The sequence below is a fragment of the Rhodococcus sp. Chr-9 genome (assembly GCF_000801125.1).
GTDB lineage: Bacteria > Actinomycetota > Actinomycetes > Mycobacteriales > Mycobacteriaceae > Rhodococcus > Rhodococcus pyridinivorans.
Genome location: NZ_JTIZ01000043.1, coordinates 1 through 14,343 on the forward strand (window position 1 = coordinate 1; position 14,343 = coordinate 14,343).

At 66.1% G+C, this 14,343-nt stretch carries 15 protein-coding genes and 1 pseudogene; 9 read left to right on the forward strand and 7 right to left on the reverse strand.

From position 1 onward, the window contains the following. The 7 genes from QR64_RS04430 to QR64_RS04460 all read left to right on the forward strand — a co-directional run. The coding region (locus QR64_RS04430) for a cytochrome c biogenesis protein ResB (protein ID WP_161793615.1) at positions 1-783 on the forward strand (783 nt) is incomplete at its 5' end. Between the two features lie 3 nt (positions 784-786). After that, positions 787-1,764, forward strand: coding sequence for a c-type cytochrome biogenesis protein CcsB (gene ccsB / locus QR64_RS04435; RefSeq protein WP_039584325.1), 978 nt, complete (start codon positions 787-789; stop codon positions 1,762-1,764). Positions 1,765-1,831: 67 nt separating this feature from the next. Further along, entirely contained in the window at positions 1,832-3,403 is a 1,572-nt protein-coding gene (gene lnt, locus QR64_RS04440) for an apolipoprotein N-acyltransferase (RefSeq protein WP_152640916.1), read from the forward strand. A 252-nt stretch (positions 3,404-3,655) separates the two neighbouring features. Beyond that, positions 3,656-4,327 (forward strand): M23 family metallopeptidase, encoded by a 672-nt coding sequence (locus QR64_RS04445; protein ID WP_197481952.1) that lies wholly within the window; start codon positions 3,656-3,658, stop codon positions 4,325-4,327. A gap of 201 nt (positions 4,328-4,528) precedes the next feature. After that, on the forward strand, positions 4,529-5,236 hold the full coding sequence (locus QR64_RS04450) for a DUF3105 domain-containing protein (protein WP_039584328.1): 708 nt from the start codon (positions 4,529-4,531) through the stop codon (positions 5,234-5,236). Next, positions 5,229-5,966 carry a DUF305 domain-containing protein gene (locus QR64_RS04455; protein ID WP_039584330.1) on the forward strand — a complete coding sequence of 246 codons (738 nt, stop codon included), beginning with the start codon at positions 5,229-5,231 and terminating at the stop codon, positions 5,964-5,966. The genes QR64_RS04450 and QR64_RS04455 overlap by 8 nt, the downstream gene beginning before the upstream one ends. A 60-nt stretch (positions 5,967-6,026) precedes the next feature. Then, positions 6,027-6,299: a DUF4229 domain-containing protein gene (locus QR64_RS04460; RefSeq protein WP_039584332.1), complete on the forward strand. Its 273-nt coding sequence runs from the start codon at positions 6,027-6,029 to the stop codon at positions 6,297-6,299. 34 nt (positions 6,300-6,333) lie between these two features. On the opposite strand, the gene QR64_RS04465 is transcribed toward QR64_RS04460, so the two are convergent. Further along, the gene (locus tag QR64_RS04465; protein WP_197481953.1) at positions 6,334-7,569 is read right to left on the reverse strand and encodes an Nramp family divalent metal transporter; all 1,236 of its coding nucleotides are present in this window, start codon (positions 7,567-7,569) and stop codon (positions 6,334-6,336) included. Between the two features lie 122 nt (positions 7,570-7,691). Further along, on the reverse strand, positions 7,692-8,261 hold the full coding sequence (locus QR64_RS04470; protein WP_006553275.1) for a copper resistance protein CopC: 570 nt from the start codon (positions 8,259-8,261) through the stop codon (positions 7,692-7,694). A 173-nt stretch (positions 8,262-8,434) separates the two neighbouring features. On the opposite strand from QR64_RS04470, the gene QR64_RS04475 reads away from it, so the two are divergent. Together QR64_RS04475 and QR64_RS04480 are read left to right on the forward strand one after the other, a co-directional pair. Continuing rightward, the gene (locus tag QR64_RS04475; RefSeq protein WP_039584334.1) at positions 8,435-9,106 is read left to right on the forward strand and encodes a DsbA family protein; all 672 of its coding nucleotides are present in this window, start codon (positions 8,435-8,437) and stop codon (positions 9,104-9,106) included. After that, the gene (locus QR64_RS04480) at positions 9,103-9,732 is read left to right on the forward strand and encodes a vitamin K epoxide reductase family protein (protein WP_039584336.1); all 630 of its coding nucleotides are present in this window, start codon (positions 9,103-9,105) and stop codon (positions 9,730-9,732) included. Before QR64_RS04475 ends, QR64_RS04480 begins: the two co-directional genes overlap by 4 nt. 106 nt (positions 9,733-9,838) lie before the next feature. Here the strand turns inward: QR64_RS04480 and QR64_RS04485 are convergent, their stop codons facing one another. The 5 genes and pseudogenes from QR64_RS04485 to QR64_RS04505 form a co-directional block, all read right to left on the reverse strand. Next, positions 9,839-10,474, reverse strand: a complete 636-nt coding sequence (locus QR64_RS04485; protein WP_039584337.1) for a hypothetical protein — start codon at positions 10,472-10,474, stop codon at positions 9,839-9,841. A 148-nt stretch (positions 10,475-10,622) separates the two neighbouring features. After that, entirely contained in the window at positions 10,623-11,153 is a 531-nt protein-coding gene (locus tag QR64_RS04490; protein WP_152640917.1) for a hypothetical protein, read from the reverse strand. A 208-nt stretch (positions 11,154-11,361) separates the two neighbouring features. After that, positions 11,362-12,921: pseudogene (ctaD, locus tag QR64_RS04495) on the reverse strand (cytochrome c oxidase subunit I); the annotation flags it as partial. Between the two features lie 111 nt (positions 12,922-13,032). Further along, positions 13,033-13,980, reverse strand: a complete 948-nt coding sequence (locus tag QR64_RS04500; protein ID WP_006553269.1) for a M56 family metallopeptidase — start codon at positions 13,978-13,980, stop codon at positions 13,033-13,035. After that, complete coding sequence (locus tag QR64_RS04505; RefSeq protein WP_033098755.1) at positions 13,977-14,339, reverse strand: BlaI/MecI/CopY family transcriptional regulator; 363 nt, start codon at positions 14,337-14,339, stop codon at positions 13,977-13,979. Before QR64_RS04505 ends, QR64_RS04500 begins: the two co-directional genes overlap by 4 nt. Positions 14,340-14,343: the final 4 nt, after the last annotated feature.

Below are 14,343 nucleotides of genomic sequence, written 5' to 3' on the forward strand. Positions count from 1 at the left end.
CACCTTCCCAGGAAAGAAGGTGTGCATGGAACCCGGGACGATTCACTGCGCCTGGGCAACGAACGGGTCTACCTCACCGGCCACGGCTACGCGCCCCGGTTCACCGTGACCTTCCCCGACGGACAATCGCGCACCGAAACATTGCAGTTCGCCCCCGAGGACGCCACCACGTTCCTCAGCAGCGGCGCCCTGCGTTTCGATCCGCCCGGCGGCACCTACCCGGATCCGGACGAGCGCCGCCGCAACCAGATCGCGCTCGAAGGGCTGTTCGCGCCCACCGCAGCGTTCGACGGCACCTTGCTGACCTCGGTGTTCCCCGACATGTTGGATCCGGCCGTGGCCATCGACATCTACAAGGGCGATACCGGCCTGGATACCGGCATTCCGCAGTCGATCTTCAAGCTGAACTCCGAAATGATCAATCAGGGCCGGTTGGTCAAACAGGACCGCGTCAACCTGAAGCCCGGCGAGTCCACGACCCTGGCCGACGGTACCGCGGTACGGTTCGACGGCGCCGAGGAATTCGCCTACCTGCAGGTCTCTCATGATCCCGCGCAGAACTGGGTGCTGGTCTTCGCAATCACCATGATGGGCGGACTTCTGGCCTCGCTGGTGATCAAGCGCCGCCGGATCTGGGTGCGGTTGCGCCCTGACGGCGCCGGCACCGCCCTCGAACTGGGGGGATTGGCCCGTACCGACCAGGCCGGGTGGGGTTCGGAGTTCACCGACATCTGTCAGCGCCTGCTACCCGATGTGCCCTCTGCTCCGAAGGAAGACCGATAGCGTATGCCGATTGACGACACCCTCGCCCGCTACTCCGACCTGAGCTTCGAAACAGCCTTCGCCATCTACTTACTGGCGCTGGTGCTGTTCATCGCCGAATTCGCGGCCGTGCGGGTGCGCCGTACCGCACCCATGCTCGCGGCCGCCACCACCTCTGCCACTTCTACCACCTCTGCGGTCCCCGCCGACAGGCCGGGCCGGGTCGCCGAGCCACCCCGGCGGGACCTTTCGGACCGGCTCGGCCGCATGGGCGTCAGCGTCCTCGTGATCGCCCTGATCTTGCACGTTGGTTCGATGGTGCTGCGCGGGCTGGCCACCGCGCGTTTCCCCTGGGGCAACATGTACGAGTTCGTCACCGTCACCTGCGCGGTGGGCGTACTTGCCGGGCTGATCGTGCTGCGCCGCCCGGCGCTGCGCGTGCTGTGGGCATTCGCGCTGATCCCGGTGCTGATCCTGCTGTTCGTCGCTGGCACCGTGCTCTACGCCGATGCCGCCCCGGTGGTGCCGGCGCTACAGTCTTTCTGGCTGCCGATCCACGTCTCGGTCGTGTCCGTCTCGAGCGGAGTTTTCCTCGTCTCCGGGGTGGCCAGCACGCTGTTTCTGCTGGCGTTGAACGCCGAAAAACGCCCGGATACCCGGCTGGCCCGACTCATGCAACGGCTCCCCGACGCCCGCGCCCTCGACCGTCTCGCCTACCGCACGACGATCTTCGCGTTCCCCTTGTTCGGTGCCGGGGTCGTCCTCGGCGCGATCTGGGCCGAAGCCGCTTGGGGCCGGTTCTGGGGCTGGGACCCGAAAGAAACCGTCTCGTTCATCGCATGGGTGATCTACGCCGCCTACCTGCACGCCCGGGCCACCGCCGGCTGGCGGGAAACCCGCGCGGCCTGGATCAACATTGCCGGGTTCGTATCTATGCTGTTCAACCTGTTCATCATCAACATGGTGGTCTCGGGGCTGCACTCCTATGCCGGACTGAACTGACACACCCTGGGCATGTGTACCTGTGTACAGGGGTCTGCGCGTCCGCCTCATAAGAGGGAACTCGTCGATGAGTGAGGGGGCCACCACCGTGGCGCTCCCTACCTCGGTGCGGCGCCGCGGACCGGAGTTGTCGGTGCCGGTGCGTAGTGCGGCATCGATTCTAGCCGGGCTGATGCTCTATGCCAGTTTCCCACCCCGCACGGGATGGTGGTTGGCCCCGCTCGCCATTGCCGTGCTCACCGCCGTACTGCACGGCCGACGCAGGCGCGCCGGCTTCGGCTACGGCTACCTGGCCGGGTTGGGGTTCTTTCTGCCCTTGCTGCCCTGGGTCGGTGTCTACGTCGGACCGGTGCCCTGGTTGGCGCTTGCAGCGATCGAGGCGCTCGCGGTCGGGATATTCGGCGCCCTGGCCGCGGCGCTCAGCCGCCGCCCGGCGGCCCCGGTATCGATTGCCGCCGCCTGGGTGGTCACCGAAGCAATACGCGCACGGATTCCGTTCGGAGGATTTCCGTGGGGACGGCTGGCCTTCGGGCAAGCCGAGGGGCCACTTCTGCAGCTGGCTTCCCTTGCTGGGCCTGCCGGTGTGGGCTTCGCCGTCGCGGTGATCGGCACCGCGGTGGTCACAACCGTGATCGCTGCGCGCGAGCGGCGGCCTGCGGTCGCGATGGGTTCGATGCTGCTGGCAGCGGTCGCATTTGCGGCGGCACCGCTCGTCGGGATGCGCGACTCCGCCCGCTTCCCGGCATCGACGGTCACGGTCGCGGCCGTGCAAGGCAACGTGCCGCGAATGGGGCTCGATTTCAACGCCCAGCGTCGGGCCGTGCTCGACAATCACGTCGCGGCGACCGAACGACTTGCCGTCGACGTGGCGTCGGGTCGCGCGCCCCGGCCGCAGCTGGTGGTGTGGCCGGAGAACTCCTCGGACATCGATCCGCTGCGTCAGGCCGATGCCCACGCCGAGCTCGATGAGGCCGCTGCCGCCATCGGCGTGCCCATCCTCGTCGGTGCCGTGCTCGACAACGGGGACGGCACCAGCGGTAACAGTGCGCTGGTGTGGGATCCGGTGACAGGTCCCGGGGCCCGGCACCTCAAGCGGCGCCTGGTGCCGTTCGGGGAATATCTGCCGCTGCGCCCGGTGATCGAGCGCCTGTGGCCGGCGGCCGCGCAGGCAGGCCGGTTCGTCCCCGGAGACGGTACCGGCCGGGTCGAGCTCAACGGCGTACCGGTGGGGGTGGCGACCTGTTACGAGGTTGCCTTCGACGATGCGGTTGCCGAGTCGGTGCGGGCAGGTGCCCAGTTGCTGGTGGTGCCCACCAACAACGCGACCTTCGGCCGCACCGAGATGACCTACCAGCAGCTGGCCATGTCTCGGCTACGGGCGGTAGAGCACGGGCGGTCCGTGGTGGTCGCGGCTACCAGCGGCGTCAGCGCTCTGATCACTCCCGACGGCGCGGTCACCGACCGCAGTGCGATGTTCACCGCCGATGTTCTCGTCGGTGAGCTGCCCCTGGGTACCCGACTGACCTGGGCGACCCGGCTCCGTTCGGGCCCTGAGGTGCTCGCCGCCGCGGCCGTGATGTGGATCCTGCTCATCGGTCGCCGGAAGGCCCACCCAATTACTAAGGCAGGTAGTTTTTAGCGCCTTCTTAGTATATCGTTTCGTTATCTTACCCGTCGCGGCAACGGCGGATCTACATCGAAAGAGCATGTCAGGAGCGTTATTGTGGGACGGCACCATGCATCAACCCGGAACCAAATCCGTTACCTTACCGATATAGAATCGGGTTCCGCGCCAGGATCCGAAGGACGCCGGGGGCGGCACCGGGCGCCGACGAACCGCGCCACGACCGGGGCATGTGCATCGTCGGTCGCGACCGGCGCACTGCTGATCGTGGGATCTCAGATTCTCGCTCCGGGCACCGCGGCTGCCCAGCCGACCTCGGGTGGTGTGCATGCCGCCGCGCCTGCACCGGTCCCGTTGCCGGCCGAACTCGCAGCACTGGCCGCTCTGCCGGAGGTCGAGGCGGCGCTCGACCAACTCGCCGCGGTTCCGGGTTTTCCCGCGGTAGTGTCCCCTGCCGCCACTGTTCCGGCCCTGCCGTCGAGCTCAGCGGTGCCGACAAACGCAGCCTCCTGGGCGACACCGACACCGCAGCCCCTCGCCGTCGCTCCGGTCTCGGGCACCTTGACCTCCGCGTTCGGACCGCGATGGGGTTCGTCCCACGCCGGTCTGGACATCGCCAACAGCATCGGCACCCCGGTCTATGCTGCCGCCTCGGGCACCGTGATCGACTCCGGCCCGGCCTCCGGGTTCGGTCTGTGGGTCCAGGTCCGGCACGATGACGGGTCCACCAGCACCTATGGCCACATCAACGAAACGCTGGTTGAGGTAGATCAGCGTGTGCAAGCCGGTGAGCAGATCGCCACCGTCGGCAATCGTGGTCAGTCCACCGGTCCGCACCTGCACTTCGAAACCACCGATCCGGCCGGTACGAAGGTAGATCCGACCCAGTGGCTGCAGCAACGGGGTGTACCCCCGACAGACCTGTCGCGGATGGCATAGCCGCCGCGTCGGCTCGGCGATGGCAGCCGCCGACGGCCCCACGCGGAAAACTATGATTTATAGTATTTACGGTAGGGCGACGGCCTATCGGTGCCGAGGAAGGCAAACGCGGTGAACAGCTCAGACAAACCGAAGTCGCAGACGCCCCGAAAGCGACCGGGACCGCTCATCCTAGCCGACTCGCACCGGGTGCCGTGGCCGATGATCGGCGCTGCCGTGGTGATCATCGCCCTGATCGGGGCCATCGCGTACAACCTCGTCCCGAAGATCTCCGAACGCACCGAGGCCCAGAAGTACGTGCCCAGTGCGGACAACCCCGATCCGTCCGCGGTGATCGACGGGGTGGAGAAGATCGACTACCCGGCCGGAACGCATGTGCAGGCACCGCAACGGGTGGCCTACGACCAGACTCCCCCGATGGGGGGCCCACACGATCAGTACTGGGCCACCTGTACCGGCACGGTCTATCCCGAACCGATCCGCAGCGAGAACGCGGTGCATTCGCTCGAACACGGCGCGGTGTGGATTACGTACGACCCGCAGAAGGTCACCGGGGACGAGGTGTCAACATTGGAGGCGAAGGTCGACGGCCAGCCCTACACCCTGATGTCGCCCTATCCGGGCTTGCCATCCCCGATCTCGGTGCAGTCCTGGGGCCACCGCCTCGCGCTCGATGACTCCGAAGACGATCGACTCGCCCAGTTCATCACTGCCTTGCGCCGAAACCCCAACACCCACCCCGAGGCAGGTGCCACCTGCTCCACCACTCCAGGCAGTTTCGATCCGAGCGCTCCGCCGCCGTTCGATGCGTCCGCGCCGGGGCCGGACGCCGTCCCCATGACCGTGGGCCAGCAGTCTGCCCCCGCCGCCCCGGCGACAGGCTCGAACCTCGGACCCGGCAATGGCTGAGTCCGACGACACTCCCGTCCTCACTGCCCCCGCCGCTCCCGCTGCCGGTGGATGGGCCAGGCTCGGCCGCACGCTCGCCGTGGGTGTGTTCGCGCTCGTCGTCGGTCTCTATCTGGGTATCGGTGCCTCGGGACTGAGAGGCGGTCATCCCGAGCCACCTGCACAGGACTCGGTCGAGGTTGGCTTCGCCCAGGACATGTCGGTGCACCACAGCCAGGCGGTAGAAATGTCGGCCATGGCGCTGACCAACGCGACCGACCCGGCGGTCCGCACCCTCGCCTACGACGTGCTCACCACCCAGCAGGGCCAATGGGGCACGATGCAGGGCTGGTTGGCCGTATGGGACCGACCGCTGCAGGCGGCCGGGGAACCGATGACCTGGATGCGCGCTACCGAGGACAGCGCCGGGACGGCGGCAGGTATGACCGAGCACGCGGCGATGCCGCCCGGATCGGCCATCCAAGGACCACGGATGCCCGGGATGGCCACCACCTCCGAACTCGACACGCTACGACGCACCACCGGCCCCGCATTCGACCCCCTGTACCTGCAACTGCTGCTTCGGCACCATCAAGGCGGCCTGCCGATGGCACGCTACGCCGCGGCCAACGCCACCGAACAAGTGGTCACGACGCTGGCCCGACAGATCGCCGACACCCAGCAAGCCGAATCGACGACGATGCAGCAACTGCTTACGGTCCACGGCGCCGCACCCTTACCGATGAACTGACCGGAGAAACTGCCAGGACCCGGACCGGCACCGTCCCGGGTCGGGCGCTCAGGAGCGATCATGAAACAGTCGTCGACCATGCGGGTGTCCCGCCTGGTGTTCCTCTACACCGCAGTCCGTCTGGCGGTGGTCGCCGGCTGCGCCGGCGCCGCGGTGGCCGGCGTCCACTTTCTCGGACTCGAGGTGTCGCTGACGTGGGCGCTCCTTGTCGGTGTACTCGCCGGGATAGCAGTGTCGCTGGTAGCCCTGCATCGGCTGCGCACCCGGATCAACGACGAGATCCGCATCATCGATAACCAGCGAAAATACCCACCGAAACGGCCCCGGCCCTGATCCTCATCAATCCGATGTTTCGGAACGGACGCGGTCAAGGCCGCGCCGTCAGATAGATCAACACCAAATTGAGCGCCGTGATCGTGGCAGCAATAACCCACGCCACCATGGTGGTGAGCCGATGGTTGACGTCGATGCCCATCAGCGCCCGATCGCTGGTCAGACGCACCAGAGGGATCAACGCAAAAGGAATACCGAACGACAGCACCACCTGCGAGAGCACCAGGGCCCGGGTCGGATCCGTCCCGAGCGCGACCACCACCAACGCCGGCACCAGGGTGATCAAGCGCCGCGCCAGCAGCGGTATCCGTCTGCGCAGCAGCCCGTCCATGATCAAGGACCCAGCGTAGGCACCCACCGAGGTCGACGCGAACCCGGAGGCCAACAGGCCCAGCGCGAACAGCAGCGCTACCGCCGAGCCGAGTTCTAGGCCCAGCGCCGTGTGCGCCCCCTCGATCGAATCGACCCCCTCCCGGCCCTGCAACGTTGTCGCGGCCGTGAGCAACATGGCCAGATTCACCGTGCCCGCCACCACCATGGCCAGTCCGACATCCCAGCGTGTGACCCGCAGCAGCACGGCCCGTCGCGGACCGGGCTCGGGATGACCGTGACGATCCCGGACCAGTCCCGAGTGCAGGTACACCGCATGCGGCATCACGGTCGCACCGAGCATGGCCGCCGCGAGCAGCACCGATTCGGCACCGTCGAAGCGCGGCACGAGTCCTGCGGCCACGGCGTGGGCGGGGGGCGGGGCAACGAAAAGGCTGGTGACGAACCCGATCGCGATGACCAGCAACAGACCGGTGATGACCCGTTCGAAACCGCGCTGACCACGCGTGTCCTGCACCAGCAGCAAGAGCAACGAGACCGCTCCGGTGATCAACGCTCCCGTCAATAGCGGGAGATCGAACAGTAGGTTCAGGGCGATGGCGCCGCCGATGACCTCGGCCAGGTCGGTAGCCATGGCGACCAGTTCCGCCTGTCCCCAGTACGCCAAGCGCGCCGGTAGGGACATGCGCTCGCGGAGCACCTCGGGCAACGACCTGCCGGTGACCAGACCGAGTTTGGCGGACAGGTACTGCACCAGCGCGGCCATGACATTGGCCACCACGATGACCCACACCAGCAGATAACCGAACTGGGCCCCGGCACTGATGTTGGAGGCCACGTTGCCCGGATCGACGTAGGCGATAGAGGCGACGAATGCCGGTCCGAGAAGAGTCCCACGGCGCCGCCGTTGCACTGGCCCGACATTGCGCGTCAGCGTCATCCGCCCTCCAAAAGGTTCCCTGAATTAAAAGTCAGGGGAACCGAAATTTCAAGAAGTCGCGGTGTGCACAGAGTCCCGGCGAGGAGATGACTGCGGGCAGCACCTCCTCGCCGAGTCCGGTGTCAGCTCTTCCGGAAGGCGCGCATTGCCGCCCAGGTGCCCCCGGCGATGACCAGCACCCCCAGTACTGCGAACCCCAGCAGCAACGGAATCGACGAGCCTGAGGACTGTGAGTCCTCAGGGGCAACCTGCGCTTCGGTGGTCTCGGGCTCGGCTGCGCCCGACGAGGGGGACGCCTCCTGAGCCTCGGAGGTCGGTGTCTGCCCGGCCGCCGCGGTGACGGTGAAGGCGTAGGAACCGGTGATGGGATGGCCGTCGGCGGAGACGACCCGGTAGCCGACGGTATACTCCCCTGCGGTCAAGGGCTCCGGGATGGCCAGCCGCACCCGTTCTGCGTCGACAATCGCCTCGGAGCTTCCCCGTTGAGTGCCCGAACTGTCGGTAAGTGTCACGGTGGCGAAAGCGGTGTTGATGGGTTGGTTGAACTCGAGTTCGATTCCGTCCGGGGAACTTGCCACCGTGGCGTCGGCGGCGGGAGTCGAACCGATCAACATGCTGTGAGCTTGCGCGGGCGCGACGCCGAGGAGCAGCACCGCGGCGGCCGCGGCGAAGATCGTGATGAGTCTGGTCATGGGAACATACTTTCTCGGCTCCCTACCCCGGCGCAGCGTCCGGCGCGGTGGCCTGTCGAGAGAACGCAAAGGGTGCTGATCGGGGTCTACCCTAGCCCATCTACTATGTACCGTAGTTTTACGGTTGGTCGGTGACGCTACCGGCTCGCTCAGACACCGAGACGGACGAGAATATGAAACTGACGACCAATGTGAAAGTGTCCGCGGCTCTGGTCGCCCTGTTCGTGGTGTTGTTGTCGGTGTTGCTCTACACCAATAGGGCCGGGACGAACGCCGGGACGACTGGCCAAGAGGCGCCCGGCGCTGCCACGGCACCGGTGTGGACCCCAGATATCCGTACCTTGTCCACGGCCCCCGACGACAAGGTCCAACTCGTCGAATTCCTTGATTTCGAATGCGAGTCCTGCCGGGCCTTGTACCCGGTGATGGAACAAATCCGCAACGAGTACGCCGGGCGGATCGACTTTGGGATCCGCTACTTCCCCATTCCCAGCCACACCAACAGCCATCTGGCCGCACGGGTCGTCGAAGCCGCGGCCCGGCAAGGGCGTCTCGAGCCGATGTATCAGCTCATGTACGACACCCAGGCACAGTGGGGCGAGTCGAGCCAGTCCCAGGAAAAAGTATTCTGGGGTTTTGCCGAACAACTGGGCCTGGATATGGCCGCATTCGAGCGGGACGTCAACGATCCCACCGTCAGCGCGCGCGTGGACCGGGACTTCGACGACGGTCTTACCCTCGGTGTACAAGGCACACCCACCCTGTTCCTCAACGGCGTCGAGCTGCCCCCCATGCCCACCTACGAACAGCTACGGGCCCGGATCGACGCGGCGCTGGCCGAGTGAGCGCCCCGACGCGTCCGGCGGCGCCTGCCACCGACGAGGCGTCGGGTCGGGCGCTCGGCAGCACGGGGGTGGGCTGGATCCTCGTTGTCTGCGGCGCAGCGGGGCTACTAGCCTCGCTGGTACTCACCGTCGAAAAGTTCGCCGTGCTGGCCGATCCGGCCTATCGGCCCTCGTGCAGCATCAACCCGGTCATCAGCTGCGGGTCGATCATGACCTCGTGGCAAGCGGAACTGTTCGGCTTTCCTAATCCGTTGCTGGGCGTCATCGGTTTCACGGTCGTACTGACCACCGCCGTAGCGGTCCTGGCCGGGGCCGGCGTGCCCCGCTGGTATTGGAACGGCCTGTTCGCCGGCCTGACCGCGGCGGTCGCCTTCGTGCACTGGCTGATTTTCCAGAGCCTCTACCGGATCGAAGCGCTGTGCCCGTACTGCATGGTGGTGTGGCTGGTCAGCGTGCTCGGCTGGTGGTATTGCCTGCTGCACCTCGAGGCGGTGCAAAAACATCGACCGTTGCGGTCATGGCAGCGGCTGCACCGGCTGCATGCAGTGGTCCCCACCGTCTGGACGCTGACTGTATCCGCCCTGGTAGCGCACGCCTTCTGGCCGTACTGGCAGACCCTGATCTGACAAAGTTTCCGGGTAGCGGCAGCCTCCGCTCGCTCACGGCGGTATCGAGCGATATTCTCCCCATCGCGAGGTACCTTTTGCGAGGCGCGCGGGAATGCTCGGACGACTACGTGCCGTCCTCGCGTGGTGGAGGAAGCCGGTGCAGGTACTGCTCGGGCAGCTCGGATTCGGCAGCCCGACGGGCAGCCTCGGCCTCGACCATCTGCGACGACCGCGCCCAAACCACCTTGATCCAGTGGTACGCCAGGACGGTCATCGCTCCCCACCCCAAAAACAAGCCGATGCCCGGGCCGGCCCCACCGGCGACGGGATCGAGGGTCTGCCGCGACCACACGGCAAGCACACCGAACACGATCGCCAGCGTGCACCCGGCGCTGGCAAACCAGGCCAGCACCCATCGTCGGGTCACCAGCGCCAGCATCGAGAGCACGATCCCGAACACCGCTGCCAGCACCAAAAAGATCCGCGAAGGAAGGGTGATGGTTTCGGCCTGTGCCACCGTAGAGCCGGCCAGCACCTGCCAGCCGTTGGCGCCACCGTTGTGCGGAAGTGAGAACGAGACCGCCGCCACCACCACCACTGCAGCGACCACCACCGCACGCATCCCGGGATCGATCTGTCCGGCGACCCTCTTTTCGGCGGCCGCCAGCTCCTGTCGACGGTGGACCGGATCGGGGTAGACAGTCGACTCGTCGCCGGGCTGTACCTCGTCCGGATCACTACGGTCACCCGACTCGCTCATAACTCGACCTCCGCCCTGGGAAAATGTTCCGGTGACCGCGACCGTCCAAAGCGGAGCAGACCGGCCGGCCCTCGGATGGATCCAGCCCGATCCGTCCGAGGACCGACCGGCGCAGGTACCCGCACCCCTCGGACCAGGCACCAGCCCTCTACCCGGGATCGACCAGCACCTGTGCCTGGGGCTCGTCCCGCCACAACTGCGCAATGATCGCGCAATACGACCCCGCGGTAGCGGACCAGGTCGCGGAGGCATCGACTACCCCCAGCCCCCGGCCGATAACTCCGGCCGCGAGCAGCACCGCCCGATTGGCCAGTGCCGCGGCCGGACTGCCACGCTCGACGACGGTGCCGGCCAGGTCCGCCGCCACGTCGAGCAGCTCTCCCGGCACGGCCGGCACCGATGCGGTGCCCAGACCGTGCTCGCGCAGGTGCGCACCGGCACGAAGATGCCGATCCACCTGCCCGAGAACATGTTCCAACGCACGCACATGTCGGCGCAACTTACCCGGCTTGCCGATGTGCGCGGCGGTGATCGGCGGCAGGCGACGCAGCCGCTGGGGATCCGGAAGCCCTGCATGCTCGAGCGTCACGGCGGTCAGGTCCCGGATGAGCCAGTCGGCCAGGGCCGCGGTGGCGCGGTCTGTGGCCGGCACGGTCACCACCGGCATGTTGGTCTTCAACGGTATTTTCCGATCTTTCGGGGGCCGAGACGGCGAACGATTTATTCCTTCGTATCGGTGCGTGCCGAGGCCTCGCCGGTGCTCCGCGGTTCGGCAAGCTCACGGTCGGCGATTTCGGTGCTCTTGGGCGCACCGCCGAATCCCACGTGCGCTTCGGCCCTCATGCGTTCGACCATGTGTGGGTAGTGCAGTTCGAAGGCGGGGCGTNAGTCGCCCATTCGAGGGAGTTGCCGTAGCCCCACGGGTCGTCGACAGTGACGATCTGCCCGTAGCGGTAGCTCTTGAAGATGTTCCACACGAATGGCAACACCGAGGCACCGAGGACAAAAGATCCGATCGTCGAAATCGTGTTCAGGGTGGTGAATCCGTCCGAGGGCAGGTAGTCGGCGTAGCGCCGGGGCATGCCTTCATTGCCCAGCCAGTGCTGCACCAGGAACGTGGCGTGGAAACCGAGGAAGGTCAACCAGAAATGCCACCTGCCTAGGCGCTCGTCGAGCATCCGCCCGGTCATCTTCGGAAACCAGAAATAGATACCCGCATAGGTCGCAAACACCACGGTGCCGAACACGACGTAGTGGAAGTGCGCCACCACGAAGTACGAATCGTGCAGCTGGAAGTCCATAGGAGGGGAGGCCAGGATGACGCCGGACAGGCCGCCGAAGAGGAAGGTGATCAAAAAACCCACGGAGAACAACATCGGTGATTCGAAAGTCAACTGCCCCTTCCACATGGTGCCGATCCAGTTGAAGAACTTCACACCGGTCGGGATGGCGATCAGGAAGGTCATGAACGAGAAGAACGGCAGCAGCACCGCGCCGGTGGCATACATGTGGTGCGCCCACACCGCGATCGACAGGGCCGCGATGCCGAGGGTGGCGTAGATCAGGCCGGTGTAACCGAAGATCGGCTTCCGGGAGAACACCGGGAAAATCTCGGAGACGATGCCGAAGAACGGCAGCGCGATGATGTAGACCTCGGGATGACCGAAGAACCAGAACATATGCTGCCAGAGCATCACTCCGCCGGTGGCGGGATCGAAGAGGTGACCGCCGAGTACCCGGTCGTATAGCAGCCCCATCAACGCTGCGGTCAGCAGCGGAAAGGCGATGAGGATCAGGATGGAGGTGACGAGAATGTTCCAAGTGAAGATCGACATCCGGAACATCGTCATGCCGGGGGCTCGCATACACACGATGGTGGTGATGAAGTTGACTGCGCCCAGGATGGTGCCCAGTCCTGAGATGGCCAGGCCCACGATCCATAGATTTGCGCCCATGCCGGGGGAGTGCACTTCCGTGCTTAAAGGCACATACGCGGTCCAGCCGAAGTCGGCGGCGCCGCCGGGGGTGATGAAGCCGCCGACTGCAACGAGGGATCCGAACAGATACAGCCAGTAGCTGAAGGCGTTCAGCCGGGGGAATGCGACATCGGGCGCGCCGATCTGCAGTGGAAGGATGTAGTTGGCAAAGCCGAACACCACAGGAGTGGCGTACATCAGCAGCATGATCGTGCCATGCATGGTGAACAGCTGATTGTACTGCTCATTCGAGAGGAACTGCAGACCCGGCGCGGCCAGTTCGCTGCGCATGATCAGGGCCATCAGGCCTCCGATCGCGAAGAACGCGAACGCGGTCACCAGGTACATCTGACCCAGTACTTTCGGGTCGGTCGTGGTGATCATTTTGTGGATGAACGCACCCTTGGGGCCGCGCCGCGCCGGCATGGGGCGGGTAGCGGCAGGCCAGGGTGGCGGGGCGAGAGCGGTCATGTGCTGTCCGATCCGAAGTTTCGCGCGAGCGCACGGTGATGAGACGCCCTCGAGCGTACCTAATTACTATGCTGCATAGTAATTAAGGTCGGTTCGGTCGCCCGTGCCGGATCATGCCTGAGCGAGGGTCAGGCACACGGCCGCGGAGGTCGCCGCCAGCCCGACCAGCGCGGTAGCGACAGGCATCGCCATCGACAACGCCGCAGCTGTGGCGTACGACACCTTCGGGCACCGCGTCCGCCAGCTCACGCGCAGCTTGAGCAGTCGCAGCGAGATCTCGTTGCTCAACCCCAAGGTCCCGGCCGGCTGCGGCAATGTCGAAGCGGAGACCACGGTCAGCGCCGAGCACACCGTCGCCGTGCTGGTGGCGCGGGCAGCGTGCTGATCAGCGGTCAGTTCGACCAGGGTTTTGACCGCGGCCGGGGCGGCGGCGAACAACGGCACCGCCGGAAGCACCGCGGCCAAGATGTCACATGTGGTGACGATCAGGTGGTGACTGCCTCGCAGGTGTGCCCGCTCGTGGGCCAGGACAGCATCGCGTTCGGAACCGCTCAGACACTGCGAGAGCCCGTCGGTAGCCACCACGAATCCGGGTCGGCCGGCCACGCTGTAGGCCATTGGCATCGGGTGCGCCAGCCACATCACACCGTCGTCGCGGGAGTGGGCGACGATGGAGACCACATCACGGTGGTAGTCGAGTAGACGGGTTTGTTCTCTGGTGTACCGCCGACCCAGGATCACGGCTCGCACGGTTATGGTGAGCAGGGCCAGGGCTCCGGTAGCGGCCAGGGTTTCGGTGATCCACGGCTGCATCGCGTGGGAAACCGCGGACAGACACCGCACCACGGCCTCGACCGCGGTCTCGGCAGGCGCATGGTCGGGCCAGGCCAAGGTGACCACCGCGGAGGCGCCGAAGAACAAGGCCCCGGCTATGCTGCCCAGCCACGCCGCCAGCAGGACTCCGGGAGGCACGGAGGTGGCGGCGAGCGGACCGAGCATTCGCGGGGCCGCCATCGAGATCAGGGCGGCGCCGAGCAACAGGACCAGGGCCAATGTCATTGGTCGGCGGCCCGGCCCGTCCAGCCCCGGCGCAGGGCATCGTATTCGCGGTCGCTGACCGTCTTGGCGAAATGCAGCAGCACCGCGCTGGGGTCGGTGCTGCTGTCGAGCAGGGCGCGCAGTGCCTCGGAGGTGGCTTCCTCCCGGCTGCGTGAGGGCGAATAGTAGTAGGCGCGACTGCGTTTTTCTCGCTGCACCCAGCCCTTCTCATACAGATGGGTGACCACGGTCAAAATGGTGGTGTAGGCGAATTCCTTGCGATCGCGAAGCCGTTCGACCAGGCCATGGACCGACTGTGGCTCGTCGGTCGACCACAGTTCGTTCATCACCTCGGCTTCGAGACCCCCCAACCTGTGTATGGCT

What these genes read in the sequence shown, in the direction of transcription:
- ccsB (WP_039584325.1), top strand. Translation starts at nt 787, where the DNA reads ATGCCGATTGACGACACCCTCGCCCGCTACTCCGACCTGAGCTTCGAA.
- QR64_RS04450 (WP_039584328.1), top strand. Translation starts at nt 4,529, where the DNA reads ATGATCGGCGCTGCCGTGGTGATCATCGCCCTGATCGGGGCCATCGCG.
- QR64_RS04500 (WP_006553269.1), bottom strand. Translation starts at nt 13,980, where the DNA reads ATGACATTGGCCCTGGTCCTGTTGCTCGGCGCCGCCCTGATCTCGATG.
- QR64_RS04485 (WP_039584337.1), bottom strand. Translation starts at nt 10,474, where the DNA reads ATGAGCGAGTCGGGTGACCGTAGTGATCCGGACGAGGTACAGCCCGGC.
- QR64_RS04465 (WP_197481953.1), bottom strand. Translation starts at nt 7,569, where the DNA reads ATGACGCTGACGCGCAATGTCGGGCCAGTGCAACGGCGGCGCCGTGGG.
- QR64_RS04475 (WP_039584334.1), top strand. Translation starts at nt 8,435, where the DNA reads ATGAAACTGACGACCAATGTGAAAGTGTCCGCGGCTCTGGTCGCCCTG.
- QR64_RS04470 (WP_006553275.1), bottom strand. Translation starts at nt 8,261, where the DNA reads ATGACCAGACTCATCACGATCTTCGCCGCGGCCGCCGCGGTGCTGCTC.
- lnt (WP_152640916.1), top strand. Translation starts at nt 1,832, where the DNA reads ATGAGTGAGGGGGCCACCACCGTGGCGCTCCCTACCTCGGTGCGGCGC.
- QR64_RS04455 (WP_039584330.1), top strand. Translation starts at nt 5,229, where the DNA reads ATGGCTGAGTCCGACGACACTCCCGTCCTCACTGCCCCCGCCGCTCCC.
- QR64_RS04460 (WP_039584332.1), top strand. Translation starts at nt 6,027, where the DNA reads ATGAAACAGTCGTCGACCATGCGGGTGTCCCGCCTGGTGTTCCTCTAC.